This is a genomic window from Salipiger sp. D13 (assembly GCF_003703915.1).
Classification (GTDB): domain Bacteria; phylum Pseudomonadota; class Alphaproteobacteria; order Rhodobacterales; family Rhodobacteraceae; genus Salipiger; species Salipiger profundus.
The window spans coordinates 24,526-47,674 of sequence record NZ_ML112593.1 but is presented as its reverse complement, the minus strand read 5'-3'; the positions used below and the strand labels follow the sequence as shown (position 1 = coordinate 47,674).

Annotated in this window: 30 protein-coding genes and 1 pseudogene; 17 read left to right on the top strand and 14 right to left on the bottom strand. The window is 67.1% G+C overall.

Annotated elements, in window-relative coordinates:
• The first annotated feature begins 46 nt into the window (after positions 1-46).
• The 5 genes from D6860_RS08740 (at position 47) to D6860_RS08725 (ending at position 2,635) form a co-directional block, all read left to right on the top strand.
• Positions 47-253, top strand: coding sequence for a cold-shock protein (locus D6860_RS08740; RefSeq protein WP_017467310.1), 207 nt, complete (start codon positions 47-49; stop codon positions 251-253).
• On the top strand, positions 250-489 hold the full coding sequence (locus D6860_RS08735) for a hypothetical protein (protein WP_076623754.1): 240 nt from the start codon (positions 250-252) through the stop codon (positions 487-489). Before D6860_RS08740 ends, D6860_RS08735 begins: the two co-directional genes overlap by 4 nt.
• A gap of 192 nt (positions 490-681) precedes the next feature.
• The gene (locus tag D6860_RS25240) at positions 682-831 is read left to right on the top strand and encodes a hypothetical protein (protein ID WP_164845635.1); all 150 of its coding nucleotides are present in this window, start codon (positions 682-684) and stop codon (positions 829-831) included.
• Between the two features lie 223 nt (positions 832-1,054).
• Positions 1,055-1,306, top strand: coding sequence for a DUF982 domain-containing protein (locus D6860_RS08730; protein WP_017469766.1), 252 nt, complete (start codon positions 1,055-1,057; stop codon positions 1,304-1,306).
• A 135-nt stretch (positions 1,307-1,441) separates the two neighbouring features.
• On the top strand, positions 1,442-2,635 hold the full coding sequence (locus D6860_RS08725) for a GAF domain-containing sensor histidine kinase (protein WP_076625378.1): 1,194 nt from the start codon (positions 1,442-1,444) through the stop codon (positions 2,633-2,635).
• A 13-nt stretch (positions 2,636-2,648) separates the two neighbouring features.
• Here D6860_RS08725 and D6860_RS08720 read toward each other — a convergent pair whose 3' ends face one another.
• The 3 genes from D6860_RS08720 to D6860_RS08710 all read right to left on the bottom strand — a co-directional run bounded on the left by D6860_RS08720 (position 2,649) and on the right by D6860_RS08710 (position 4,543).
• The gene (locus D6860_RS08720; RefSeq protein WP_017468089.1) at positions 2,649-3,002 is read right to left on the bottom strand and encodes a response regulator; all 354 of its coding nucleotides are present in this window, start codon (positions 3,000-3,002) and stop codon (positions 2,649-2,651) included.
• Between the two features lie 173 nt (positions 3,003-3,175).
• Entirely contained in the window at positions 3,176-3,841 is a 666-nt protein-coding gene (locus D6860_RS08715) for an SDR family NAD(P)-dependent oxidoreductase (protein ID WP_017468088.1), read from the bottom strand.
• 99 nt (positions 3,842-3,940) lie between these two features.
• Positions 3,941-4,543 carry a LysE family translocator gene (locus tag D6860_RS08710; RefSeq protein WP_076623755.1) on the bottom strand — a complete coding sequence of 201 codons (603 nt, stop codon included), beginning with the start codon at positions 4,541-4,543 and terminating at the stop codon, positions 3,941-3,943.
• Between the two features lie 453 nt (positions 4,544-4,996).
• Between D6860_RS08710 and D6860_RS08705 the strand changes: the two genes are divergently transcribed.
• The 5 genes from D6860_RS08705 (at position 4,997) to D6860_RS08685 (ending at position 9,071) form a co-directional block, all read left to right on the top strand.
• Positions 4,997-5,356, top strand: a complete 360-nt coding sequence (locus D6860_RS08705) for an ElaB/YgaM/YqjD family protein (protein ID WP_017468810.1) — start codon at positions 4,997-4,999, stop codon at positions 5,354-5,356.
• 8 nt (positions 5,357-5,364) lie between these two features.
• Positions 5,365-5,679: a hypothetical protein gene (locus D6860_RS08700; RefSeq protein WP_017468811.1), complete on the top strand. Its 315-nt coding sequence runs from the start codon at positions 5,365-5,367 to the stop codon at positions 5,677-5,679.
• A 170-nt stretch (positions 5,680-5,849) separates the two neighbouring features.
• Positions 5,850-6,500 (top strand): protein-L-isoaspartate O-methyltransferase family protein, encoded by a 651-nt coding sequence (locus tag D6860_RS08695; protein ID WP_076623756.1) that lies wholly within the window; start codon positions 5,850-5,852, stop codon positions 6,498-6,500.
• Between the two features lie 35 nt (positions 6,501-6,535).
• Positions 6,536-7,948 (top strand): TolC family outer membrane protein, encoded by a 1,413-nt coding sequence (locus tag D6860_RS08690; protein ID WP_076623757.1) that lies wholly within the window; start codon positions 6,536-6,538, stop codon positions 7,946-7,948.
• Positions 7,949-8,018: 70 nt separating this feature from the next.
• Complete coding sequence (locus D6860_RS08685; RefSeq protein WP_128549235.1) at positions 8,019-9,071, top strand: hypothetical protein; 1,053 nt, start codon at positions 8,019-8,021, stop codon at positions 9,069-9,071.
• Between the two features lie 101 nt (positions 9,072-9,172).
• On the opposite strand, the gene D6860_RS08680 is transcribed toward D6860_RS08685, so the two are convergent.
• Complete coding sequence (locus D6860_RS08680) at positions 9,173-9,499, bottom strand: DUF6280 family protein (RefSeq protein WP_076623760.1); 327 nt, start codon at positions 9,497-9,499, stop codon at positions 9,173-9,175.
• Positions 9,500-9,712: 213 nt separating this feature from the next.
• Here D6860_RS08680 and efp point away from each other — a divergent pair, with 213 nt between their 5' ends.
• Both efp and D6860_RS08670 read left to right on the top strand, forming a co-directional pair.
• Positions 9,713-10,276, top strand: coding sequence for an elongation factor P (gene efp / locus D6860_RS08675; RefSeq protein ID WP_076623761.1), 564 nt, complete (start codon positions 9,713-9,715; stop codon positions 10,274-10,276).
• 93 nt (positions 10,277-10,369) lie between these two features.
• Positions 10,370-10,786, top strand: coding sequence for a GNAT family N-acetyltransferase (locus D6860_RS08670; RefSeq protein WP_076623762.1), 417 nt, complete (start codon positions 10,370-10,372; stop codon positions 10,784-10,786).
• Here the strand turns inward: D6860_RS08670 and D6860_RS08665 are convergent.
• The 4 genes from D6860_RS08665 to D6860_RS08650 form a co-directional block, all read right to left on the bottom strand.
• Positions 10,767-11,564: a fructosamine kinase family protein gene (locus D6860_RS08665; protein WP_076623763.1), complete on the bottom strand. Its 798-nt coding sequence runs from the start codon at positions 11,562-11,564 to the stop codon at positions 10,767-10,769. The two genes, D6860_RS08670 and D6860_RS08665, sit on opposite strands and share 20 nt — an antisense overlap.
• Positions 11,561-12,295: a CAF17-like 4Fe-4S cluster assembly/insertion protein YgfZ gene (locus D6860_RS08660; protein ID WP_076623764.1), complete on the bottom strand. Its 735-nt coding sequence runs from the start codon at positions 12,293-12,295 to the stop codon at positions 11,561-11,563. Before D6860_RS08660 ends, D6860_RS08665 begins: the two co-directional genes overlap by 4 nt.
• Before the next feature lie 65 nt (positions 12,296-12,360).
• Complete coding sequence (locus D6860_RS08655) at positions 12,361-14,109, bottom strand: ABC transporter ATP-binding protein (protein ID WP_076623765.1); 1,749 nt, start codon at positions 14,107-14,109, stop codon at positions 12,361-12,363.
• Entirely contained in the window at positions 14,106-14,801 is a 696-nt protein-coding gene (locus D6860_RS08650; protein WP_076623766.1) for a phosphatase domain-containing protein, read from the bottom strand. Before D6860_RS08650 ends, D6860_RS08655 begins: the two co-directional genes overlap by 4 nt.
• Before the next feature lie 143 nt (positions 14,802-14,944).
• On the opposite strand from D6860_RS08650, the gene D6860_RS08645 reads away from it, so the two are divergent.
• Positions 14,945-16,141 carry a pyridoxal-phosphate-dependent aminotransferase family protein gene (locus D6860_RS08645; RefSeq protein WP_017467073.1) on the top strand — a complete coding sequence of 399 codons (1,197 nt, stop codon included), beginning with the start codon at positions 14,945-14,947 and terminating at the stop codon, positions 16,139-16,141.
• 15 nt (positions 16,142-16,156) lie between these two features.
• Here the strand turns inward: D6860_RS08645 and D6860_RS08640 are convergent, their stop codons facing one another.
• The 4 genes and pseudogenes from D6860_RS08640 to D6860_RS08630 form a co-directional block, all read right to left on the bottom strand.
• Complete coding sequence (locus tag D6860_RS08640; RefSeq protein WP_017467072.1) at positions 16,157-16,345, bottom strand: hypothetical protein; 189 nt, start codon at positions 16,343-16,345, stop codon at positions 16,157-16,159.
• A 113-nt stretch (positions 16,346-16,458) separates the two neighbouring features.
• Positions 16,459-17,574: a pyridoxal phosphate-dependent aminotransferase gene (locus tag D6860_RS08635; protein ID WP_076625379.1), complete on the bottom strand. Its 1,116-nt coding sequence runs from the start codon at positions 17,572-17,574 to the stop codon at positions 16,459-16,461.
• Positions 17,575-17,763: 189 nt separating this feature from the next.
• Positions 17,764-17,967, bottom strand: a pseudogene (locus tag D6860_RS25655) (DnaJ family domain-containing protein); the annotation flags it as partial.
• Between the two features lie 31 nt (positions 17,968-17,998).
• Positions 17,999-18,631: an NAD(P)-dependent oxidoreductase gene (locus tag D6860_RS08630; protein WP_076623767.1), complete on the bottom strand. Its 633-nt coding sequence runs from the start codon at positions 18,629-18,631 to the stop codon at positions 17,999-18,001.
• Between the two features lie 143 nt (positions 18,632-18,774).
• Between D6860_RS08630 and D6860_RS08625 the strand changes: the two genes are divergently transcribed.
• Together D6860_RS08625 and D6860_RS08620 are read left to right on the top strand one after the other, a co-directional pair.
• On the top strand, positions 18,775-20,259 hold the full coding sequence (locus D6860_RS08625; protein ID WP_076623768.1) for an FtsX-like permease family protein: 1,485 nt from the start codon (positions 18,775-18,777) through the stop codon (positions 20,257-20,259).
• Positions 20,252-20,935 carry an ABC transporter ATP-binding protein gene (locus tag D6860_RS08620; protein ID WP_017468243.1) on the top strand — a complete coding sequence of 228 codons (684 nt, stop codon included), beginning with the start codon at positions 20,252-20,254 and terminating at the stop codon, positions 20,933-20,935. Before D6860_RS08625 ends, D6860_RS08620 begins: the two co-directional genes overlap by 8 nt.
• Here D6860_RS08620 and D6860_RS08615 read toward each other — a convergent pair whose 3' ends face one another.
• Complete coding sequence (locus D6860_RS08615; RefSeq protein ID WP_017468244.1) at positions 20,936-21,370, bottom strand: DMT family transporter; 435 nt, start codon at positions 21,368-21,370, stop codon at positions 20,936-20,938.
• A 128-nt stretch (positions 21,371-21,498) separates the two neighbouring features.
• Here D6860_RS08615 and D6860_RS08610 point away from each other — a divergent pair, with 128 nt between their 5' ends.
• On the top strand, positions 21,499-21,915 hold the full coding sequence (locus tag D6860_RS08610) for a c-type cytochrome (RefSeq protein ID WP_076623769.1): 417 nt from the start codon (positions 21,499-21,501) through the stop codon (positions 21,913-21,915).
• Between the two features lie 80 nt (positions 21,916-21,995).
• On the opposite strand, the gene D6860_RS08605 is transcribed toward D6860_RS08610, so the two are convergent.
• On the bottom strand, positions 21,996-22,586 hold the full coding sequence (locus D6860_RS08605) for a TetR/AcrR family transcriptional regulator (RefSeq protein ID WP_076623770.1): 591 nt from the start codon (positions 22,584-22,586) through the stop codon (positions 21,996-21,998).
• A gap of 113 nt (positions 22,587-22,699) precedes the next feature.
• Between D6860_RS08605 and D6860_RS08600 the strand changes: the two genes are divergently transcribed.
• Entirely contained in the window at positions 22,700-22,984 is a 285-nt protein-coding gene (locus D6860_RS08600) for a hypothetical protein (protein ID WP_076623771.1), read from the top strand.
• Positions 22,985-23,149: the final 165 nt, after the last annotated feature.

Genomic DNA, 23,149 nt, shown 5'->3' with positions numbered 1-23,149 from the left:
GGCTGTCGCGATCCTGCGGGCAGCATTTCTAAAGGAGACCACGGATATGGCCAATGGCACCGTGAAATGGTTCAACACCACCAAAGGCTTCGGCTTCATCGAGCCGGAACAGGGCAGCAAGGACGTCTTCCTGCACATCTCCGCCGTCGAGCGGGCTGGCATCAGCCGCATCGAAGACGGCCAGAAGGTGACGTTCGACGTCGAGACCGGCCGTGATGGCCGCGAGTCCGCCAGCAACCTGGCCCTCGCATGAAGCCGACGCTGGAAGACCTGCTCGCGGGTGTTCCGGCTCAGGATGGGAACGGTGGGAAGCTTCAGGCTCCCAGCGTTTCCGCTTCAAAATCCAAGACCACTGAGCCGGTCACCCAGCTCGACAAGACGACCGAGAACGCCAAGCGCGTTCTGGAAGAAGAGTCCCAGGCCCGCGCAGACAAGACTGCGCAACTCCGGGCCGCGCGCGAAAAGCGCGACGCCGGCGGTAACGACTGAGGTCCGCCGCCGCAGACCCGCTGGTCCAGCGGACATCACGGTTCGAATAGACGGTGCCCGAGAGAGGCGGCGCTCGCCTGTTGGCGTTGCGCAGCATTGTCGCGTCCTGCCGATCACGACGAAGCCCATCGGCGAGGCGAACACCGACCGACAGGGCCTCGGCACCCACACCAACGACACGAGGAGAGTACGATGGGATATTCAACCCCGAAGAAGCAGCTTGATCTCAAGGAATTCCTGAGCACTCCGGCGAAGAAACGACCCGCCAGCAGGAAGTGGGGCATGAGCAAGCCGCTCGCATCCAAGGACCAGCCAGCCGCACCGGAAGAAAAGAGCGACTGACATATTCCGACACCAGCTGATTTTCGAAGCCATTCGCATTGGCCGAGACGACCAGTTTCGGTTCCGGACTCCGGGGCCGACCGCCCGACCGCGTGCCTCTCCTTCGGGAAGAGCCGGTCGTGGCTTGAAAGACAATCCCGGCGCTGGCCCCTACGCGGGGCTCGGCCAGGTGCCAGAACATGGCGACCCGACCGGGATCTCACACAACTGAAAGATACCAGACATGATGGAAATCCAATGGGGCCAGCCCGTGGCCTTTGTTCTGCCGCATGACGGCGAAATCGAACGTTTCAGCACGATCGAGAAAGTGCGCTACTGGCTTCGCCGCAGATGGCCCGTGTCCGACGCTGCGCAGGACACCGCCCTGGCCAAGGTCGAGTCCGCGATGGACTGCATGAGCCCCGTAGAAGAGGCGAGACGCGCCTTTCTCGTTGCAGCCCTTACGGCGGGCTTTGAGCCGACCGACGCGCACTGACGTGCCGCATGCGCCGGTGAACGGCGCCGCCCCCCGAGACCCGAGACCTGCGGGTCTCTGCCTGAAGGCTTTCTGCCCCGGCCCTTGAATTCACGCTCAATGGACTATGTCACTCGACGTTGAGTTATGGGCCAAATGATGCTTTCCGAGAACGATCCTTTTCGCCACGACGTTCGCAAAGTCGGACTGGTCACAGACATTTCCCTTCTCCTCGACGCCTGCAGTGCTGCGACCGGAATGGGGTTTACCGCCATCGCCCGGGTGACCGAGGATCGCTGGATCACCTGCGCTTCGCTGGACCGCGTGAGCTTCGGTCTGCTGCCCGGGGATGAGCTGGAGGTGGGGTCGACCCTTTGCCAGGAAGTCCGAGGTTCCCGCAAACCGGTCCTGATCCCGGACGTCGATGCCAGCGAGACCTATCGCGACCATCACACGCCGCGACAATATGGCTTCAAGAGCTACATCTCTGTGCCGATTATCCGGAGCGACGACAGCTTCTGGGGGACGCTCTGTGCCATTGATCCATATCCGCAAAATCTGACGCCCGAGGTCGAGAAGCTGTTCCAGCTCTTCGCGCGACTGATCGCGCGCGAACTGGATCGGCAGGAAGAGCTGGAGAAGGGGCGCGCCAGCCTGCAGTCAGAGCGCGACACGGCGCGATTGCGCGAGGAATTCATCGCGATCGTCGGACATGACCTGCGCAACCCCATCGCGGCGGTGTCCTCAGGGCTTCGGATGATGTCCGAGCGGGACCTTTCGCCCGAACATACGGCTCAGCTGATCCCCGAGATGCAGCGAGCCCTGACACGTGCCAGCCAGATCATCACGAACCTCATGGACTTCGCCCGGGGGCGCCTCGGGGCCGGGATCGAGGTGGATGCCACGTCTCCGGTAGACCTCGAGCCGGTCTTCAGGGACGTCATCAACGAGATCAGCCAGGTGGCCGTCCAACCTCTGGATTATGAAATCGATCTGCCCGACAAGATCATCGCGGACCCGCAAAGGCTGGGGCAGCTTCTTTCGAACCTCCTGGGAAATGCCCTTACACACGGGGATTCCGCGCATCCCATTGTTGTCGAGATCTCGGAGCAGGCCGGAGAACTGCGGGTCTCCGTCAACAATCAGGGCGATCCGATCCCGGACGAGGTGATCGCTTCTCTGTTCCAGCCCTTTTCTCGACAAGGAGGCCAGAAAAGCCTGCAGGGCCTCGGGCTTGGGCTGTATATCGCTTCGGAAATCGCACGCGCACACGCGGGGCAGATCGAGGTCGCGTCCACCAAGAGTGGTGGCACGACCTTTACGCTGCGAATGCCTGCAAAACGGGCCTGAGCGAAACGCGCATCTATTCGAGAGCGCTGGCCAGGTCCGTCGCGCGGAACGGTTTCTCCAGGAAGACGCTGCCCTCCGGCATTTCCGCGGCGTCAGGAATGGAACGACCGGACATGATGACGATCCGGCAGGTTTCCAGTCGACCGCGCACTTCACGCGCAAGGGCGAGGCCGTTCATCTCTCCGGGCATGTCGATGTCCGTCACGAGCCCGTGCAGGTCCGGTGCGCCATCGAGCATTTGCAGAGCTGTCGCAGCCTCGGGGGCCTCGAGCACGTCGACCCCCATGTCGGCGAGTGAGCAGGCGAGATCCATGCGAATGAAGGGTTCGTCCTCGACGATCAGGATCTTCGGAACAGTGTTCGGCATGAGCCTTACTCCGTGTCGGTTGATGGGCTGCAACGCTGCCCGGACGCGGAGGCATCACGATGTGGATGCAAACGGATCACGTGCACGATGGTTCCGTTTTCCGCTTGCGTGACACCGCAGAACGACCCTGGTCAAATGCCGGAACGGATGGCCTGCGTTGCGTCATCGGGTTCTCACCAAGGTATCTCGGCGCCCGAATAGTCGAGGAACCGCCCGGTGTCCTCCGGGCCGAGGCCCTCGATGACGTCAAGCAAACGTCCCGCGGCGACATCAGCGGGCACGGTCGCGTGTCGGTCCTGGTAGCCTTCGGTGAAGCGCGTCTCGACGGTGCCCGGATGCAGGCAGACGCAGCAGAGCTGCCGGTATTTCCGGCCCAGCTCTATCGAGGCCCCGTGGATCAGCTGGTTCACGCCGGCCTTGGACGCACGGTAGCTGTACCATCCGCCCATCCGGTTGTCGCCGATGGAGCCGACGCGTGCGGACAGCGCCGCGAATACTGCGGGCTGGTTTCGCGGGAGCAGGCGGCGGGAATGCTTCAGGACGAGAAGCGGGCCGATGGCGTTGACCAGGTACTGGTCGGCCAGCCCCTTGACCGAGACTGCATCGAGGGACTTCTCCGGTTCCGAGCCGTCTATGCGCAGCGCCCCTGTGGCAACGAAGATCAGGTCGAAGGTGCCCTCGAGCTCGCCAAGGGCCTCGGAAACGCTGTCCTCGTCGGTCACGTCGAGACCATCTGCGGAACGGGACAGGCCGGTTGCGTCAACACCGCGCGAACGCAGGGCTTCCAGCGTGGCCGAGCCGATCCCGCCGGATGCGCCGATGATGAGGGCTCTCTTCATGCAACGCCATCTAGCGGGAGGTGTGAAAGGTTCAAGTTTACGGATGTGAGGGGCGGGGGCGCCGAGCCCAGCCACCCCGTCGCCAGCGTGCCAAGGGTATCATGCCTTTTCGCTGGCCAGCTTCAGCCCGAGCGCCGCGAAAGATGCGGCGAAGACGCGACGAAGCCAGTTCATCGCGCGCTCGCTTTGCATCAGCCGCTGACGGCCTGTGGCCGCGATGGCGACATAGCCCATGAACACGAAAAACGTCATCGCGCTGAAGCCGAGGCCCAGTTCGATCAGCAGGCCAGCCGAACTGCCGGCAGGCACGAACTGCGGAATGAATGCGACGAAGAACAGCGGGATCTTCGGGTTCAGGATGTTCAGCAGGATACCGCGCGAGACCAGCTTCCCGGGTGGTACGGCCTCGGACGGGGATACCGACAATCCGCCCCGGTCGCGCAGGACGGCCCAAGCCATCCACATGAGGTATGCGACACCGGCAAACTTGATTGCCTGGAAGAGCACGGCGCTGGTGTGCAGAACCGCCGCCAGCCCGGCCATCGCGATGACGAGGTGAAGCACCGTTGCGATCGTGCAGCCGGTCGCGGCCCAGAAGCCTGCCCGAATGCCGCCGCCGAGGGTCGATGAGAGCGTGTAGACGACGCCAATGCCAGGCGACAGGCAAATGATGAAAGCGGTCAGCAGGTATTCGAGGCTCACGGGGCGGGTCTCCAGGCCGGAAAGGACAAATGAACGCTATCGCCGGGAGCGTGTCGGGTAAACTGGTCGATAGCCCCTCAGGCCGCGGGCGGGCGGCTCATGCAAGGAAATGGGGCGGTGGCCTCCGGACTTGCCATGTTCGCCGAGCATCAGGCGCACCGCGATCAGCGTCCGCTCCGGGGCCGTTCGGCACCAGGCGGGGCAAGCGATCAGTCGCCGATGAAACGAACGGCCAAAGCAACACAGCCAAGGGTTTCGGCACTGCGAATTGCCCGGAGATGTCCGGCGGTCGCAGCCTGGTCACGAGCCGGGAGAGAGCGACTTGCGCGGCGGTCACCTAACTGTCCGGTCCGAACGTGGTTTTCTTGCTGGCTCCCGCAGGATTTTCGCGGAACCGTTCTACCGCGTTGCGCGTATAATTCATGACGCATTTGCAGGACGGAGGGATTCCCCATGAACCAGACCACCCCCACCAGCGCCGCTACCGCCAGCGCAACCACCCCGAAATCCGGTTCCGAGCGTGACCTTGACGCGCTGAGCAAGGAAATCGCGACGCTGCGCCGTGATCTCGGCTCGCTGACCGAGCTCGTGGGCGACATCGGCTCGCGCCGCGGCAAGGAAGCCAAGCTCAAGGCCGAGGCCAAGGCGACCGAATTCCGCGGTCGCGGCGAGGATGCGCTGCGCGATGCAGGCGAGCGTCTGGGCGAGCTCGAGACCAACGCCATGGACCAGATCCGCGCGAATCCCTTCCAGGCCGTCGGCATCGCCGCCGCCGCGGGCTTTCTGATCGGTTACCTCGGCTCGCGGAGGTAAGCCCGCGCATGTTCTACGGACTGGAGTTGCGCCTGCGGCTGGCCATCAGTCGCGCGATGCGCAGCGTCGCCGGCGGCATCTGCCTTGCCGTCGGTGCCGTCTTCCTGACCATCGCAGGCTGGATCGCCCTCGTCGACGCCTATGATGCGCTGACAGCCGCGCTTGCCATCGGCGGTGGCTATTTCCTGCTGGGCATCATTCTTCTGCTCAGCACGAGGTTCCGCCGCGCCTATGCGCCGCCGCCGGTCACGGCTGGATCGCTGATCGAGGCGTTCCTCGCGGGTCGCGCCGCAGGTGGCGCCGTGCGTCCGCGCCGCTACTGAGGCACCACGCGCAGAGACCAAGGGGCCCGGCTGACCGCATTCGGTCGGCCGGGTCTTTTCGTATGCACCTCGCCGGATGCGCCGTATTGTGAGCGGTTCCGGCGTTGCGGCTGTCGGGCAACTGTGTCACTACTTTCAGACAGTCGATATTGAACGGAAGAGTTTAGCGGATGACCGACTTCGTCACGCGCCGCCGCATGATGGTGGATACGCAGGTCCGGCCCTCGGATGTCACCAAGTTCCCGATCATCGATGCGATGCTGAGGATCCCGCGCGAGATCTTCGTTCCCGATGGCAAGCAGGAGGCGGCCTATGCAGGCCGCAACGTTCGTCTCGGCGACGGGCGGGTCGTGCTCGAGCCGCGGACGCTGTCGAAGATGCTCGACGCGATCAACATCGACGACGATGATCTGGTGCTCGATATCGGTACCGGCATGGGGTATTCCTCGGCCGTGATCGCACGGATCGCCGAGGCCGTCGTCGCAGTCGAGGACGACGAGTCGCTGGCCGCCGAGGCGCAGGGATTGCTCTCGGAATACGGCGACAACGTCATGCTGCATACCGGCCCGCTTGCCGAGGGCGCGCCCGAGCACGGGCCCTACGATGCCATCGTGATCGAGGGCGGCGTCGAGGAACTTCCCGAGACGATCACCGACCAGATCAAGGAAGGCGGCCGCATCGTCTGCCTCTTCATGGAAGGCGCATTGGGCACGGTGCGCGTCGGCTGGAAGATCGACGGCGCGATCACCTGGCGCTTCGCCTTCAACGCGACGGCGCCCGTGATGCCGGGTTTCGAAAAGAAGACAGCGTTCGCACTCTGAAACGACAGGGGCGCAACGCAAAGGGAGGGCCGACCATGGCGCGACGGACGATGTTCGGAATGTTTGCCGGGGCGGTCCTTGCCGTCGCAGGCGCGATGCCCGCCGCGGCTGACACGCTGGCGGGGGCGCTTTCGAACGCCTACATCAACAGCGGTCTCCTCGATCAGAACCGGGCCGTGTTGCGGGCCGCCGACGAGGATGTCGCGCAGGCCATCGCCTCGCTCCGACCCGTGCTCAGCTGGTCCGGCGAGGTGACGCGCCAATACGGCTCCTCCCGCAACCAGGGGCTTGCCGGCGACTGGAACTGGACCGCCAGCACCTCGAACGATGTCACCGCCAGCCTGATCGCCTCCTGGACGATCTACCAGGGCGGCTCGCGGGTGAAGCAGTTCTATGCAGCGCGCGAGGCCGTTCTCGCCACGCGGGCCTCGCTGGTCTCGGTCGAGCAGCAGGTGCTCTACGATGCGGTGTCGGCCTTCATGGAGGTCAGCCGGGCGATGGAGATCGTCCAGCTGCGCCAGAACAACGTCCGCGTCATCGGCGAGGAGGTCCGCGCCGCCCGCGATCGTTTCGAGGTGGGCGAGGTTACCCGCACGGATGTCGCCGCGGCCGAGGCCGCACTGGCCGAAGCGCGAAGCAACCTTGCCGCCGCGCAGGGCCAGCTCGAGATCAACCGCGAGATCTACAAGGCTGCCATCGGCAATTTCCCCGACGGAATCGTCACGCCTGCCGGGCTTCCGGGGCTTCCCGATTCCGTGTCTGCCGCGAAGACCCGGGCGCTGCAGGTCCATCCCGACATCATCCAGCTGCGCCACGCCGTTGCCGCCAATGACATCGGTGTCGAGATCGCCGAGGCGCAGATGAAGCCGACCGTGCAGCTGCGCGGCACCTATGGTGTCAGCGAGACCTTCGACAGCCGGGCCGCCTCGCGCGGGGGGAGCGTCGGGATCAACCTGTCCGGTCCGATCTACCAGGGCGGGGCGCTTGCGTCGCAGGTGCGTCAGGCCATGGCCGACCGCGATGCCGCCCGCGCCCAGCTTTACACCGCGAGCAAGCGCGTCGAGCAATCCGTCGGCAGCTCCTATGCGCAGCTTCGCATCGCCCAGGCATCCCTGCGTTCCTACCGCGAGCAGGTGCGGGCGGCCCGCGTGGCCTTCGACGGCATCCGCGAAGAGGCGACGCTCGGGGCACGGACAACGCTGGATGTGCTCGACGCCGAGCAGGACCTGCTTGACGCCCGCGCGGCGCTGATCTCGGCGCAGGTGGACCAGACCATAGCGGCCTACGCGGTTCTCGCTTCCGTGGGGCAACTCACGGCCGAGGCGCTGAACCTCGCGGTGCCGCGTTACGATCCGGCCGAGTACTACAACCTCGTCAAGACCGCGCCGTCGACGTCCGAGCAGGGGGCCGATCTGGATCGTGTCCTGCGTGCCCTCGGAAAGAACTAGGATTTTCCACGTCTGTTGTCTGGACCTGCGCCTCGGGGTAGAGTTTTCCCGAGGCAAGAGTGGAACTTGAATGTCAGATCCCGTCACGAATGTGGAAATCGAGGACGTGCTGTCCTCCATCCGGCGACTGGTGTCGGAAGACACCCGACCGAAGACCCCGGCGCAGCCCGCCGGTGCCGGCAAGCCTGATCGTCTCGTGCTGACTCCTGCGCAGAGGGTCCCCGAGGATGCGCACGTCGCACAGCCGGCCCCCGAGGGGCGCGAGGCCATGGATGGACCCGTTCTCCTGACGGACCCCGAGCACGTCCCGGCGTCCTCGGCTGCATCTGACGGCGCTGTTTCGGATGACGAGCACGCGACGGCAGATGCTTTGGAAAGCCGCGCCGAGCCCGACGCCGCGCCCTTCATCGATATCGACGACACGGACGATCAGGACGCGCTCGACCGGTTCGTCGAGGAAGAGGTGGTGCGGACTCTGGCGGCCGAATTCCGCGACGACGAGGCGCAAGCCTCCGGCCCCGAAGAGAATGACCGCTCCGGACCCGAGGACGCGCCGAATGTCGCTTCCGCTGATGGCGAGGCAGATCGTGCCGCCGTTGCAGAGGCACCGTTCCTGCTCGTGCCCGCCGCGCGCAACCCGGACGCCGACGACATGTCGGTGCGCTCCGAAGAGCCGCCGCAGGAGGTGAGCGCGGGGCAGTCCCCAGCGACACGTCAGGCGGAAGCTCCGGGCAACCTCTCCGGCAAGATCGCTGCGCTTGAGGCATTGCTTGCGCGGCGCGCGGGCGCCAGCGCGATGGACACGGAAGACGAGGGCCCGAACGCGGCTTTCGTCCATCGCCCGCAGCCGCCGCTCGAGTGGGAAGACCACGATCCCGAGCATGGGCCCGCCGTCGATGAGGCGGACGCTTCCCCGGTCGGGGCGGCCTCGCAGGAACAGGAAAGACTGCCGGCAACCGAGTCGCAGACGGCGCTCGTCGACGAGGTTCAGCTGCAGCAGATGGTGTCCGACATGATCCGGCAGGAACTGCAGGGCGCGCTGGGGGAGCGGATCACCCGGAACGTGCGCAAGCTTGTCCGGCGTGAAATCCATCGGATGCTGCTGACGCGGGATCTCGACTAGATCGCAGGGGCAGGGTGTCTGATCGCCCGTCACCCGGAAAACCGAAAGGCGCGCCCGTTTTGGGCGCGCCTTTCGTTGGTTCCCGAATTTTCAGGATTGGGTCAGGCAGCCTCGGCCTGATCCGCCGCAGCGGCGTTGCGACGCTCGCTCTCTTCACGCGACAGGGCCACCGACGTGCGGACACCCTTGCCGACGAACTCCATAAGGCCCGACACGACCCGTTCGTTGGGGTCGATACCGGCACAGCTCAGAACCTCGCGGCCGTCACGCGACCGCGCCCAGCGAGCAATCTGCTCCGGGCCGTTTCCGTACTTCTTGTCGTCGGCGATCGCGTCGTCGAGCGCAGCCAGAACCACGGCGGCAAAGAGCTTGCGCGCGCGGTTGCCCTGTTCGGCGTTGAAGGCTGTGCTATCCACGAAATCTTTCATATTTCGACCTTTGATTATTGCTCTTGTCTTTTCCGGCGTGTGTGGCGTTATGGACCATTCCGTTTGATTCGAATACACCACAACTGCATGGCTGCTATACGCTGACTGCATTGCTCGTGCCGTGCGCACACGATATTCGCTGTCTTGCACCGGGCAGACTGGCCAGATATAGGGCAGGGCAGAAATTCATCAAGATTACGCCCAGGTTTCGCCATGCCCAAGATCAACGGAAACGAAATCCGCCCCGGTAACGTGCTCGAGCACAACGGTGGCCTCTGGGCCGCGGTGAAGGTCGACCATGTCAAACCCGGCAAGGGCGGCGCCTTTGCACAGGTCGAGATGCGCAACCTGCGCAACGGCTCGAAGCTGAACGAGCGTTTCCGCTCGGCGGACAAGGTCGAGCGCGTGCGCCTCGAGCAGAAGGACATGCAGTTCCTCTTCGAGAGCGACGGCATGCTGACCTTCATGGACACCGAGACCTTCGACCAGGTCGAACTTCCGGCAGAGATCCTCGGCGAACGCCGTCCTTTCCTGCAGGACGGAATGACCATCGTGGTTGAATTCTACGAGTCCGAAGCGCTGAACGCCACGCTGCCGCAGAAAGTGGTCTGCAAGGTCGTCGAGACCGAGCCGGTCGTGAAGGGCCAGACCGCCGCGAACAGCTTCAAGCCCGCCGTGCTCGACAACGGCGTTCGCGTGTCCGTGCCGCCCTTCGTGGGGCAGGACGAGGACATCGTCGTGAACACCGAAACCATGGAGTATGCCGAGCGCGCATAAGCCGCGCGCCGACTGCTCCGTCCCCGTGCGATCCGGGGGCGCAATGCGAGAAACGAGACAGGCCTCCGGCGCAAAGCCAAGGAGGCCTTTTTCATGATCGACCACCTGTCGGAAACCGACCTGCCGCATGTGGCGGCACTGCTGCGGCCGGGCGGCCATGCACCGGACGCCGGCGCGTATGGGCTTGTCTACCGGGCCGAGGGGGTGCCGCGCGGCTGCCTTCTCTGGGTCATCGAGCGCCGGTCTCAGAGCAGCGCTCGGCGACTTGCAGTCCTGCGAGATGTCTCCGTCGCCGCTTCGTGGCGCCGGCGCGGCATCGGTCGCAGGCTGCTGGCGGCCTTCGAGCGGGACATCGCGGCGGCGGGCTGTGGCGGCTGGTGCACCCCTGCGGGCGCGCCGACCCCGGCCATGCGGGCGCTGATGCGCCGGGCCGGGGCGGAAGAGGCCGAAGGGGCCTTGGTGAAGCGGTTCGAGTGGGCCGCTTGCGGGGTCAGATGCCGACCGCGCTGATCAGCCGGGCGACCATGCCCTGGTAGGCGGTGCCGAAGAGCTTGAGATGCACCAGCGCCGGGAACAGCTGGTAGATCGCGCGGCGCTCTGCGCGGCCCGGGCTTTCAGGCCCGTAGCCGGCCCAGAACTCGGCGGGCGGCGAGCCGAAGAGCTCGAGCATGGCCAGGTCGACCTCGGGGTCGCCATGATAGCAGGCCGGGTCGATCATCCACGCGCGCCCCTCTCCGAAGAGCGCGTTGCCGGTCCAGAGGTCGCCGTGCAGCAGCGCGGAGGGCGGACGGGCCGGCAGCCGCTCGGGCAGCGCGCGGGCGAGCGCCTCGAGCCTGCGGGCCATCGGCATCGGCAGGGCGGGCAGGAACGGCAGCAGACGCTGCCGGGCCCAGAACTCCGGCCAGTTCTCGGACACCGCGTTGCGGATCGGCAGTGCGCCGAAGCCGTAGTCCTCGGGCCAGCCGTAGGTGCGGCCGGTGCTGTTGTGCAGCTGCCGCAGCCCCGCGCCGAGCGCCTGCCAGCCGGCGGGCGAGGGGCGGGTTTCCTCGAGCCATTCGAGGCAGAGCAGGTCGCCCGACTGGTGCAGCACCTGCGGCACGGGCGCGCCGGTCGCGGCCATCGCCGCGAGCATCCGTGCCTCGGTGTCGACCTGCGCGCCGCGTTTGACAGCCATCTTGCGGCCATCGGCAAGCGCGACCTTCATCACCTCGGAGATGTCGCCGCCCTGCAGCGGCTGGGTCGAGGCGATCTCGGCCTCGAAGACCTGGGACAGGGGTGCGACGTTCATGGCGTGTACCGCACGGTCGCATCGGCCGCGCGCATCTCGTCGCCGGCGCGGTCGAAGCGCAGGTAGGCGATGCCGTGGCCGTCCGCCTGGGTGTAGAGCGTCCCGGCCTGTTTCTCGCCCGACAGGATGCCGGTGCCCACGGGGGCGTTTCCCTCGACCTCGACGGTCGCAAGGCCCTTCCGGAGTTCGGTCTTGTGCTTCATGCGCGCCGTCACCTCCTGGCCGACGTAGCATCCCTTGCGGAAGTCCACGCCGTTCAGCCGGCCGAACCCGGCTTCGAGGATGAAGGTGTCGGGCGTCAGCTCGATGCCGCTTTCGGGCACGCAGGCCGCCACCCGCAGCGCATCCCAGTCGGCCTCTTCGCCCGGCTGCCCGGCGTAGCCGCGCCAGCCCATGCGCGGGTCGCGCGGATCGGCAAAGGCACCTTCGGGCGGGCTGCCGGTGCCGCGGCTCACGGCGATGCCGGTCTCGTCGATGCTGACCTTCGAGCGCAGCTTGTAGAGTGTCAGCGCGCGCACGAGATCGTCGGCAAGATCGGCCGCGACATCGATCAGGATATCCTCGCCCGAGGGCACCAGAAAGAAATCGGCGCGATACTTGCCCTGCGGCGTCAGCAGCGCCGTGTAAACCAGCCCGTCCTTGAGTTTCGTCACGTCGTTGGTGACGAGCCCCTGGAGGAAATGCTCTGCGTCGGGGCCGCTGACCCGCAGAATCCTGCGTTCCTTGCTCATCGCTGTCTCCCGTCTGTTAAGCGGCTATGTAACGGCGATGCCGGCATCTTGCGAGGGGGCGGCGATCAGCTTTCCGCGAACTGCATGGCGTGAAGCCGCGCATAGACGCCTTCCTTGGCAAGAAGGTCATCATGTGTGCCTTCCTCGACCACGCGGCCGTTCTCCATGACGACGATCTTGTCGGCGTGGCGCACGGTCGAGAGGCGGTGCGCGATGACGAGCGTCGTGCGGCCTTCGGCGAGTCGGTCGAGCGCCGCCTGCACCACGGCCTCGGACTGCACGTCGAGCGCCGAGGTGGCCTCGTCGAGTAGCAGGATGGGCGTGTCGCGCAGCAGGGCGCGGGCAATGGCGACGCGCTGGCGTTGACCGCCCGACAGGGCAGAGCCGCGCGGACCGACGGGCGCGTCGAGCCCACCCGCGAGCCGGGGCACGAAATCGGCGACATGGGCCGCTTCCAGAACCTCCTGAAGGCGGTCTTCCGACACGTCCTCGCGGCCGAGCAGGATGTTCTCGCGCAGCGATTCGTCGAACAGCAGCGCCTCCTGGCTGACGACCGAGAACATCGCGCGCAGATCCTCGAGCCGCATCTCGGACACCGGAACGCCGCCGATCTCGACGCGTCCCTCAGCAGGGTCCACGAGGCGGGTGAGCACGTTGAAGACGGTCGACTTGCCGGCCCCGGAGGCGCCCACCAGCGCCGTCGTCTTGCCGGCCTCGGCCGTGAAGCTTGCGCCGCGCAGCACAGGGGCGTCGCCGTAGGCAAGCCGCACGTCATCGAGCACCACGCCCGGCACGCCCCTGGGAGCGGGCTGCGGGTTCGCGGGGTCGCGCAGGTCGGGCACCATTTCGAGCAGTTCCTTCAGTCGCTCGATCGAGGCGGCGGCGATCTGCCAGTTGCCGCTCACCGCGCCCAGCCGGCGCAGCGGCTCGAAGGCGAGCGCGATGGCGGTGAAGAAGGCCATGAAATCGCCCACGGTCTTCTCGCCGGCGAGGATCTCGTTGCCGCCGTAGAACAGCACGCCCAGAAAGCCGATGCCGGACATGATGTCGATGAGGCCGGGGATCGAGGCCTGCCCCAGAGCCGAGCGGACCTCGGCGTCGATCCGCTTGTCGGTGAGCTTGCGGTAGCGCGCCGCCTGGTAGCTTTCGAGCCGGTTGAGCTTCACCGGCACGATGCCGTGGAAGACCTCGTTCAGCCGGGTCGACAGCCGCGCGGCGATGTCGCGAGCGTTGCGGGCGTTGCCGCGGACGAAGCGCTGCAGCAGGATCGACGGCAGCACCAGCAGCGGGGCCCCGATGAGCGCCACCAGCGTCCAGCGCCAGTCGATGTTGAGCGCCACCGCGAACAGCGAGACAAGCGCGATCACGTCGCGCCCGGCGCCGGTGATGATGATGCGCCAGACCTTGCTGATCCCGTCGACGTCGCCCTCGACCCGTTGCATCAGGTAGCCCGGGCCGTAGTTCTGGTGAAAACTGCCGTCGAGCGTCATCAGGTGGCCGAGCAGGTCGTTGCGGATGTTGCCCGTGGTGAGCTGCGACACCTTGGTCAGCAGCACCTTCTGGGCGATGCTCGCGGTTGCCCGGATCAGGAAGCTGCCGAAGATCACCAGCCCGACCCACCACAGCGCGTCCGAGTTGCCGCCGACGAAGACGCTGTCGAACATCGGCTTCATCATGTAGCTGAGCAGGCCGAACATCGAGCCTTCGATGGCCATGAAGACAAGCGCCACGGCCAGCAGCCAGCGGTAGCGCCAGAGGTAGTTCCACCAGAGCCAGGCAAACAGCCCGCGCGGGTTTTCCGAAGGCTGGGTCACGCCAGATCTTCCGGCGGGCGTTTCGCCTCGAAGCCCGCCTGCAGTTTCTTGGCATCGTATTCGGTGGCGATCCAGTCCTCGAAGGGAATGGCCGCACGCCGGTTGCGCGCCGCGTAGGTGTCGAGGATGTAGCCCTGGATGCCCGTCTTGGTGAACTCGAGGTGCACGTATTTCAGCCCGAGCTGCTTGCGGGCTTGCTCAACCGGGACGCCCTCGAACACCATCAGGTAGACGGCCGAGGCAAAGCCCGCGCGGTCGGCGCCGGACTTGCAGTGGAACATCATCGGCCTCTCGGCGTGGCGCATGGTGTCGATCAGGTGCAGGATGCGGGCCCGCTTCGGCGCCATCCGTGCCCAGAGCTTCGCGTGCTCGAGCGTGAGGCCGAGCTTCTCGCAACTCTCCTTTTCGAAGAGATAGTGCGAATACTTCTCTTCGCCGCGCAGGGTGATCACCGTGCGGATGCCCATGCGCTTGTATTTCTCGAAACGCCGGTGCGTCGGGTGGTTCGAGCGCCACACGCCCGGTGCGATCTGCCAGAAGTTGGTCCAGACCGTGCGCAGCCAGGCGTGATCGAACAGGTTGTAATGCAGCTGCGCGAGCGCCCGCGCGCTCGGAGTCGAGATGTCCTTTCCGAAGGACCGGCGCAGCCGCCGCTCGGCATGTTCGATCTTTTCCCAGAGCTGCGTCAGCATGATGTCGTCCCGATGGTCTCGCGGGCGGGCATAGTGGCCTTGGCCCGATGTGGCAAGCGGCGGGGCGCATTGACGCCGCCGCGGCCTCGGATAGGTTGGGCGCGATCCCGCCATTTCAAGGGATACTTTCACGGAGACCCCCGATGTCGCTTGCCCACGGCCGCCCCTACCTGGCCATTCCCGGCCCGTCCGTCATGCCCGATGCGGTGCTGCGCGCGATGCACCGCGCCTCGCCGAACATCTACGAAGGCGCGCTCGTCGACATGGTGGCCGGGATCATCCCGGACCTCAAGCATGTCGCGCAGACCGAGGGGAACGCCGCGATCTACATCGCCAACGGTCACGGCGCCTGGGAGGCATCGCTGTCGAACGTGGTCGCCGAGGGCGAGCAGGTGCTCGTCGCCGCCACCGGGCGTTTCGGCCACGGCTGGGCCGACATGGCGCAAGGCCTCGGGATCGAGACCGAGGTGATCGACTTCGGGCGCCAGACGCCGGTCGATCCGGCGCGCGTGGCCGAGGCACTGGCGGCGGACAAGGAGCACCGGCTCAAGGCGGTGCTGATGTCGCATGTCGATACCGCGAGCTCGGTGCGCAACGACGTGGCAGCGGTGCGCCGCGTGCTCGACGAGACCGGCCATCCGGCACTGCTCATGGTCGATTGCATCGCGTCGCTGGCCTGCGACGTGTTCCGCATGGACGAATGGGGCGCCGACGTGATGGTCGCGGGCTCGCAGAAGGGGCTGATGGTGCCGCCGGGGCTGAGCTTCGTCTTCTTCAACGACCGCGCTGCCGCGCAGCGTGCCGCGATGAGGCGGGTCAGCCGCTACTGGGATTGGGTGCCGCGCGCCGATCCGGAGTTCTTCTACCAGTATTTCGGCGGCACCGCCCCGGCCCAGCATCTCTACGGGCTGCGCGCTGCGCTGGACCTGATCCGCGAAGAGGGGCTCGAGCAGATCTGGGCCCGCCACGAGACGCTCGCGCGGGCGATCTGGGCGGCGGCGGATGTCTGGGGCTCGGACGGGCCACTGTCGATGAACATCGCGGACCCGGCGAACCGCAGCCACGCGGTGACCGCCCTGCGGGTGGGGGCACCTTACGGGGCCGAGCTGCGCAAGTGGACGGACACCAAGGCAGGGCTGACGCTGGGGCTGGGCCTCGGCATGTCCGAGCCCGACGACCCGAACGGCACCGGCTTCTTCCGCATCGGCCACATGGGCCACGTCAACGCCCACATGGTTCTGGGCGCACTCGGCGTGATCGAGGCAGGACTGCAGGGGGTCGGCGTGCCCTACGGGCGCGGGGGCGTCTCGGCGGCGGCGGAGGTCATCGGCGCCGCCTGAGCTGGGGACGCGGGATCAGCCCTCGGGGTTGAGCCGTGCGTCGAGCATCGAGATCAGGTGATTCAGGATGACCCCGATGATCGCCACCGCGCCGAGGCCCCAGGAAATCCAGATCACGCCGAAGATCCACAGCATGTTGATGAAGATGAAAAACAGCGCGGAGGTCGTGTAGTCCGGCGCGGGCTGGTGTGTGCGATCGTCCATGCGGGGCGTCCTCGTAGATGTCGGAACGTCGGGAGGGCCGGGTGTGACCGGCGCTCCGTGACATTGGAGGACGAACCCTTTCGGAAAGGTAATGGTTCCGTGCGCGATGCGGCTCAGGCCACGGGCGCGGAGGCCTCGGCGAGGGCCTTGGGCAGTTCCTCGGCGAGGATGTCGAGATCGGGCCCGGTGCCGGCGCTCACCCGGATGCAGCGATCGAGCGGCGCGACCCCCGGCATCCGCACGAAGACTCCGCGCCGCGCCAGCCCCTCGAGCACGCGCTTCGCGAAGGCGCCGTCGTGCCCACAGTCGACCGCCACGAAGTTGGTTGACGTCGGCACCGTGGCCAGCCCGTTCGCCGCCGCGATCGTGGCGATGCGCTCGTTGGCGACGGTGATCTTCTCGCGCAGCTCGCCCAGCCAGACCTCGTCCTGCAGCGCGGCGAGCGCGCCGTGCTGGGCCGAGCGGTTCATCGAGAAATGGTTGCGGACCTTGTCGAAAGCCGAGATCAGCGGCGCCGCCGCCACCGCGTAGCCCACGCGCGCGCCGGCCATGCCGTAGGCCTTCGAGAAGGTGCGGAAGCGGATCACCCGCGGATCCTCCGGGTCGATCCGGGGCGCGGTGCCCTCCGGAGCGAACTCGATATAGGCCTCGTCGAGCGCCAGCACGGTGCCGTCGGGCAGGTCCTCGAGCGCCGCCTCGATGGTCGCGCCATCGTGCCAAGTGCCCATCGGGTTGTCGGGGTTCGACAGGTAGACGATCTTGGCGTCGACCTCTGCCGCCTTGGCGAAGAGCGCGGCGATGTCCTCGTGGTCGTCGCGGTAGGGCACCTTGTGCAGCGTGCCGCCGTAGCCGTTCACGTGGTAGGCGAAGGTCGGATAGGCGCCCTCCGAGGTCACCACCGGGTCGCCCGGTGCCACCAGCAGGCGCACGAGGTTGCCGAGGCAGCCGTCGATGCCCTCGCCGAAGACGATGTTCGCGGGCCGGCAGCCCATGCGCGTCGAGATCTCGGTCTTGAGATCGAGATGGCTCGGGTCCGCGTATTTCCAGATCTCCGCGTCCGCCGCCTGCATGGCCGTCAGCGCCTTGGGCGAGGGGCCGTAGACGTTCTCGTTCGCGCCGAGCCGGGCGCGGAACGGATGGCCCTGCACGCGCTCGATTTCCTCGGGCCCGGTGAAGGGCACGGTGGCGGGCAGGCGGGCGATCAGGTCGGGGTAACGTGGTCCGGTCATGGCGGGCGCTAATACGGCCTCGGATGGTCCCGGGTCAAGCCGCAGCGCAGCGGGCGCAGGGGCCTGGCGAAGAAATTTCCGCCGCGCGTCGCGGGCGATCTCGTAGCGCATCTGCAGGTCGGCGATGCGGGCCATGTGGCGGCGCTTGTCGGCCTCGATCGTCGCGGCCTGCCAGTCGGCCCGGGCCGCGTCTAGCCGGGCCTTCAGCGTGATCTCTTCGGGCAGGGCGCCGGCTTCGGCCATGATCCGGTAGCCCACGGCGTCGCTGGGATCGATCAGCGCGTCGCCCGGGCGCTCGGGCAGCAGGCGACCTTCGCCCGCGAGACCCGACAGGGTGCCCTCGGCCTCGGCCTTGCGAATCCGTGCCTCGGTGAGTCGGTGCCAGTTTGCCATGGCACGAGCGTACGCCCTGTGCGGCCCGCTGTCAGCGCACGAGAACCGGCGCTGTGCCGATGGTCGTGTCGTCCTCGAGCGCGCGCAGGACGTAGTCCGCGACGGCCCGTCGGCTGATGAGTCCCATGCGCCACTCTCCGGGCTCGACCAGAACGCGGTACTTCCCCAGCGCGTTGTCGTTGAGCAGCTCCGGCCGCACCAGCGTCCAGTCCAGCCCCGAGGCGCGGATCATCTCTTCCTGACGGTCCTTGTCGGCGTAGGGGCGACCCAGAAGCGCCTTCTGTGTCAGCCGCTCGACGGTCGACAGCGCCGAGGCCGAGTCGCCCGCGCCGATGCCGGTCACCGCGACCAGCCGGTGCACGCCCGCCTGCTTCATCGCCGGCAGCAGCGCCTCGGTCGCGCGCGAAAAAAGCGTAACCTGCTTCCACAGGATCGAGGCATCCTTGGGCACGCCGAGCGCCAGCACCACCGCGTCGACGCCGGCAAGCGCCTCGGCCAGGACGGCGGGGTCGGTGGCATCGCCGGGCACCGGCTCCAGTCCGTCGCGCAGTTCCATCTGCGCGGCGCTGCGGGCCAGTGCACGAACCTGATGGCCACGCTCCAGCGCGGCTTCCACGACGCGGGCGCCGATGCCCCGGCTTGCCCCGATCACGAGGAGTTTCATGCGCAGTCCTCCGTATGTGCTGGCAGGGCAACGCCCATCAGCTTGACCCCGTTCCGGCAAAAGGCCAGTTTCGCGGCGAGTTGGCCGGTGGCCTCCGATGACCGGAGGATACGTGCCGCATACACAAAGGCAATGACTGGATCATGGCAGGCACACCGCCCCCCTTCGCCCGTTTCGAATGGATGATCGCATGGCGCTACCTGCGCGCGCGCCGGGCCGAGGGCGGGGTCAGCGTGATGACGTGGATCAGCCTCGTCGGCATCACGCTCGCGGTCTTCGCGCTGATCGCGACGCTGGCGGTGCGCTCGGGCTTCCGGGCCGAATTCGTCGACACCATCCTTGGCGCCAACGCGCATGTGACGGTCTACGCGAGCCAGCATGAGAACGCGGCCGGCCAGACGGTGCGCACCTTCCCCGATTACGAGGCGCGCGCCGAACGGGTGGCCGAGGTCGAGGGAGTCTCGCGGGTGGCGCCGCTGGTGAAGGGGCAGGTGATGGGCACCGCCAACGGTCGCAACGCGGGGGTCGAGGTGTTCGGTATCGCCGCCGACGACCTTGCCGCGATCCCGCGCATCGCCGACCCGGAGACCGGACGCGGGTCGCTAGACGCCTTCGGGGCCGAGCCGGCACCCGACGCCGAAGCGCAGACGGCGCCCGGTGCCGCTCCGGAAAGTGGCGGCGACGCCACCCCGGGGGCTGATACAACGGCCGATCCGGGCGTCGAGCCAGCGGGCGACGAGATGGCCGACGAAGGAACGACCGGTGACGAGATGACCGGCGAAGACGAGTTCGCCCCGATCCCGAGCCCTGCGCCGGTGGGCATCGCCATCGGCTCCGGCGTGGCGCGCGAGCTGGGGGTCGGCGTCGGTGACGAGGTCAAGCTGATCTCGCCTGACGGGGTCAAGACCGCCTTCGGCGTCAGCCCCCGGGTCAAGAGCTACGAGATCGCCTACATCTTCACCGCCGGGCGCTACGACATTGACCGCACGCGGGTCTACATGCCCTTCGCCGAGGCGCAGCTCTACTTCAACCGCGACGGCGTGGCCGACGAGCTCGAGGTCATGGTCGACGAACCCGAGGCGGTCGAACGCATCGCTCTGTCAATCCAGCAGGCGGCAGGGCAGGGGTCGCTGATCTGGACATGGCAGGACGCCAGCGGCGCCTTCCTCCGCGCGCTCGAGGTCGAGGACAACGTGATGTTCGTGATCCTCAGCGTGCTGGTGCTGATCGCCACGATGAACATCGTCTCGGGGCTCATCATGCTGGTGAAGAACAAGGGCCGCGACATCGGCATCCTGCGGACCATGGGCCTGACCGAGGGCTCGGTGCTGCGGGTCTTCTTCATCTGCGGCGCCTTCACCGGCGTGATCGGCACGGTGATGGGGGTGATCCTCGGCTGTCTCTTCGCGATCTACATCGACCCGATCTTTTCCTTCGTGAACTACGTCGCCGGCGGCGGGGTCTGGGACCCCTCGGTGCGCGGCATCTACTCGCTGCCCGCGAAGCTGCAATGGGGCGACGTTTTCAGCGCCATGGCACTTTCGCTGGGCCTGAGTTTCATCGTCACGATCTTTCCCGCCCGCCGTGCGGCGCGGATGAACCCGGTGGAGGCCCTGCGCTATGAGTGATCCGGTCCTGCGCCTGTCGGGCATCGAGAAGGGCTACAACCGTGGCCAGCCGAACGAGGTCGTGGTGCTGCGCGGCGCCGAGCTGACGGTCGCGCGCGGCGAGACCGTGGCGATGGTCGCGCCCTCGGGGGCGGGCAAGTCGACGCTGCTGCACATTGCCGGGCTGCTCGACACCGCCGACACCGGAGAGGTCGCCATCGCGGGCGAAAATCTTGGTGGTATCTCGGACCGCCGCCGCACCATCCTGCGGCGGCAGGAGGTCGGCTTCGTCTACCAGTTCCACCACCTGCTGCCCGAATTCACCGCGCTCGAGAACGTGGTGCTGCCGCAACTCGCGAACGGCGTGCCCCGGAAGGACGCCGAGGCGCGCGCCGAGATGCTGCTCGACAGTGTCGGCGTGGGCCCGCGCGGTGCGCACCGGCCGGCAGCGCTGTCGGGGGGCGAACAGCAGCGCGTGGCCTTCTGCCGCGCGATGGCCAACAGCCCGAAGCTGCTGCTTGCCGACGAGCCGACGGGCAACCTGGATCCCGCGACCTCGGACACGGTGTTCGATGCGCTCATGCGGCTGGTGCAGGAGACGGGGCTGTCGGCGCTGATCGCGACGCACAACCTCGAGCTCGCGGCGCGGATGGACCGGCAGGTTCGGCTCGAGGACGGGCGGCTGGTGCCGCTCTGATCAGCCGCGCTGTGCCAGCCACAGCCCCACGCACATCAGCCCGATCCCGCCGGCGCGGCTCAGGCTGAGCGGCTCCACCCGTGCCCCGAGCAACCCGAAGTGATCGACGACGGCGGCGCTGAGAAGCTGGCCCAGCAGCGCGAAGAAGATCGCCCGCCCGACGCCGAAGGTCGGCGCGACGAAGGTGATGCTGAGGATATAGAAGGCCACGAACAGCCCGGCGAAGAACAGGTGCCTGGGCGCGTCCACGGCACGGGCGATGGGGCGGGGATCGATCACGAACAGCACCACCGACGCGGCCGTCAGCGCCACGCAGAACAGAATGACCGCCGCGGCCGCCGGCGATCCGATATGTCCGCCAAGCCGGGCGTTGAGGGCCGCGAGCACAGGGATGCCGAAACCGGCCAGAAGCATGGTAAGCGCATGAAGGGGCATGGCAAGTTCCTAAGGGGTTGGCGGGACCATGCCGCCGCGGCCCCGGGGTGTCCACTCCGGAAATGGCTTGATCTGGGCCGGCGCGCGGGCGACAGAGGAGGAAACAGGCAAATCAGGGGAGAGGGAGCATGACGCGACTGCTGATCGGGATCTGGGCCATGGCCGGACTGGCGCTGGTGGCCTGCGTGCCCAACGAGATGCCCGAGGCGAGCGACGGCCGTGCGCTCTACATGGAGTATTGTTCGGCCTGCCACGGCGAGAACGCCAAGGGTGACGGCCCGATGGCGCGCGCGATGACGACGGCCCCGAAGGACCTCACGCTGATCTCGCTGCGCCACGGCGACAGCTTCCCGCGCGCCAAGGTGCTCTCGACCATCGACGGCTACGCGCGATCGGACCTGGACGGGCCGGGGATGCCGGAGTTTGGCGAACTGCTGCAGGGTGATCTCGTGCCGCTGGACACCGGCGACGGCAAGATGACGCCGACTCCGCGCAAGCTCGTGGCGCTGCTCGAGTATCTCGAGTCGATCCAGCAGACCAGGTAGAGCTCGGGCGGCCGCCGAAGTGGTGGGTTTGCAACCCACCACGCCGGGCACGCGCTCGACGCACGCTACGTGGCCACGCGCTATCCCGCCGCCACGGCCTTGCGCACCATGTCCCAGTAGATGTCCGCCACCTCGGCGATCGAGAGCCGGCCGCCCTCGCGATACCAGGTGTTCACGCCGGTCAGCATCGCGATCAGCGCATAGGAGGCGAGCCGCGTGTCTGGCACCGAGAACGCGCCCGTTGCCTGGCCGTCGCGCAGGATTTCCTCGAGCGCGGCCTCATAGCGCTTGCGGAGGGTTTCGATCACCGCGAAATGCGCGGGCTCGAGGTTGCGCAGCTCCATGTAGGAGATGAAGATGGCCTGCGGCCGCGCGAGGTTGAAGCGGATGTGGAAGCGCACGAAGACCTCGAGCCGGTCCTGCGGCGCTTCGGGGCGCGGTTCCGCCTCCCAGGCCGCGAGCAGCTCTTCCATGTGGCCCTCGAGCAGGGAGAACAGCAGCGCCTGCTTGTCGGGCGTGTAGTTGTAGATCGCGCCGACCTGAACGCCCACCTCGCGGGCGATCTGGCGCATCGACACGGCGGCGTAGCCGTGTTGCGCGAAAAGCTTCAGCGCCACCTCGCGCACGCGCGGGCCGGTGATGCCGGAATGCGATCCTTGGGTGCGGGCCATATCCGTTCCTCGATTGCACCCGAGTTTAACTGAACGAACGTTCATATCAAGGCAGGTGCTTGCCCGGCGGCCCCGACTGCGGCATGAGGGTGACAGACAAGACGGACCCGCCCATGCGCCTCTCGCCTTTCCTGTTCTCGCTCGCGCTCGTCGGATGCGCCGAGTTCCCGGTGCTCGACGCCGCACGCACGCCGGGCGTGGAAAACGCTCCGTTTCCGGCGCTGCTGCCGCTCGACAGCCTGACCGGGGGCGAGATGCCGCGCGCGACCCCCGAGATGCGCGCCGGCATCGAGGGCCGTGTCGCCGGCCTGCGGGCCCGCGCGGCGCGGCTGCAGGGTCCGGTCGTGCCTGCCGCGACGCGCCGGCGCATGGATCAGGGCGTGGCCTGGCCCTACTGAAGCGGCCACCTGCCTGGCTGCCTCTGTTGCCGTCCGCACGGGCAGAGACCGGCACGTTTGCCGAAAATCCCGGCATCATCCGGGCCTCTTCCGTTGCACCCGCCGGTCCTTGGGGCTAATGCGAGCCGAAACCAGACCGCTACGCGAAAACAGCAAGAAGGAGCG

Coding starts and splice junctions, on each gene's coding strand:
- D6860_RS08680 (WP_076623760.1), bottom strand. CDS start 9,499: ATGAAAGATTTCGTGGATAGCACAGCCTTCAACGCCGAACAGGGCAAC.
- efp (WP_076623761.1), top strand. CDS start 9,713: ATGCCCAAGATCAACGGAAACGAAATCCGCCCCGGTAACGTGCTCGAG.
- D6860_RS08690 (WP_076623757.1), top strand. CDS start 6,536: ATGGCGCGACGGACGATGTTCGGAATGTTTGCCGGGGCGGTCCTTGCC.
- D6860_RS08610 (WP_076623769.1), top strand. CDS start 21,499: ATGACGCGACTGCTGATCGGGATCTGGGCCATGGCCGGACTGGCGCTG.
- D6860_RS08625 (WP_076623768.1), top strand. CDS start 18,775: ATGGCAGGCACACCGCCCCCCTTCGCCCGTTTCGAATGGATGATCGCA.
- D6860_RS08725 (WP_076625378.1), top strand. CDS start 1,442: ATGATGCTTTCCGAGAACGATCCTTTTCGCCACGACGTTCGCAAAGTC.
- D6860_RS08730 (WP_017469766.1), top strand. CDS start 1,055: ATGATGGAAATCCAATGGGGCCAGCCCGTGGCCTTTGTTCTGCCGCAT.
- D6860_RS08695 (WP_076623756.1), top strand. CDS start 5,850: ATGACCGACTTCGTCACGCGCCGCCGCATGATGGTGGATACGCAGGTC.
- D6860_RS08665 (WP_076623763.1), bottom strand. CDS start 11,564: ATGAACGTCGCACCCCTGTCCCAGGTCTTCGAGGCCGAGATCGCCTCG.
- D6860_RS08715 (WP_017468088.1), bottom strand. CDS start 3,841: ATGAAGAGAGCCCTCATCATCGGCGCATCCGGCGGGATCGGCTCGGCC.
- D6860_RS08700 (WP_017468811.1), top strand. CDS start 5,365: ATGTTCTACGGACTGGAGTTGCGCCTGCGGCTGGCCATCAGTCGCGCG.
- D6860_RS08605 (WP_076623770.1), bottom strand. CDS start 22,586: ATGGCCCGCACCCAAGGATCGCATTCCGGCATCACCGGCCCGCGCGTG.
- D6860_RS08650 (WP_076623766.1), bottom strand. CDS start 14,801: ATGCTGACGCAGCTCTGGGAAAAGATCGAACATGCCGAGCGGCGGCTG.
- D6860_RS08720 (WP_017468089.1), bottom strand. CDS start 3,002: ATGCCGAACACTGTTCCGAAGATCCTGATCGTCGAGGACGAACCCTTC.
- D6860_RS08635 (WP_076625379.1), bottom strand. CDS start 17,574: ATGACCGGACCACGTTACCCCGACCTGATCGCCCGCCTGCCCGCCACC.
- D6860_RS08660 (WP_076623764.1), bottom strand. CDS start 12,295: ATGAGCAAGGAACGCAGGATTCTGCGGGTCAGCGGCCCCGACGCAGAG.
- D6860_RS08670 (WP_076623762.1), top strand. CDS start 10,370: ATGATCGACCACCTGTCGGAAACCGACCTGCCGCATGTGGCGGCACTG.
- D6860_RS08685 (WP_128549235.1), top strand. CDS start 8,019: ATGTCAGATCCCGTCACGAATGTGGAAATCGAGGACGTGCTGTCCTCC.
- D6860_RS08735 (WP_076623754.1), top strand. CDS start 250: ATGAAGCCGACGCTGGAAGACCTGCTCGCGGGTGTTCCGGCTCAGGAT.
- D6860_RS08600 (WP_076623771.1), top strand. CDS start 22,700: ATGCGCCTCTCGCCTTTCCTGTTCTCGCTCGCGCTCGTCGGATGCGCC.
- D6860_RS08615 (WP_017468244.1), bottom strand. CDS start 21,370: ATGCCCCTTCATGCGCTTACCATGCTTCTGGCCGGTTTCGGCATCCCT.
- D6860_RS08630 (WP_076623767.1), bottom strand. CDS start 18,631: ATGAAACTCCTCGTGATCGGGGCAAGCCGGGGCATCGGCGCCCGCGTC.
- D6860_RS08705 (WP_017468810.1), top strand. CDS start 4,997: ATGAACCAGACCACCCCCACCAGCGCCGCTACCGCCAGCGCAACCACC.
- D6860_RS08640 (WP_017467072.1), bottom strand. CDS start 16,345: ATGGACGATCGCACACACCAGCCCGCGCCGGACTACACGACCTCCGCG.
- D6860_RS08620 (WP_017468243.1), top strand. CDS start 20,252: ATGAGTGATCCGGTCCTGCGCCTGTCGGGCATCGAGAAGGGCTACAAC.
- D6860_RS25240 (WP_164845635.1), top strand. CDS start 682: ATGGGATATTCAACCCCGAAGAAGCAGCTTGATCTCAAGGAATTCCTG.
- D6860_RS08740 (WP_017467310.1), top strand. CDS start 47: ATGGCCAATGGCACCGTGAAATGGTTCAACACCACCAAAGGCTTCGGC.
- D6860_RS08645 (WP_017467073.1), top strand. CDS start 14,945: ATGTCGCTTGCCCACGGCCGCCCCTACCTGGCCATTCCCGGCCCGTCC.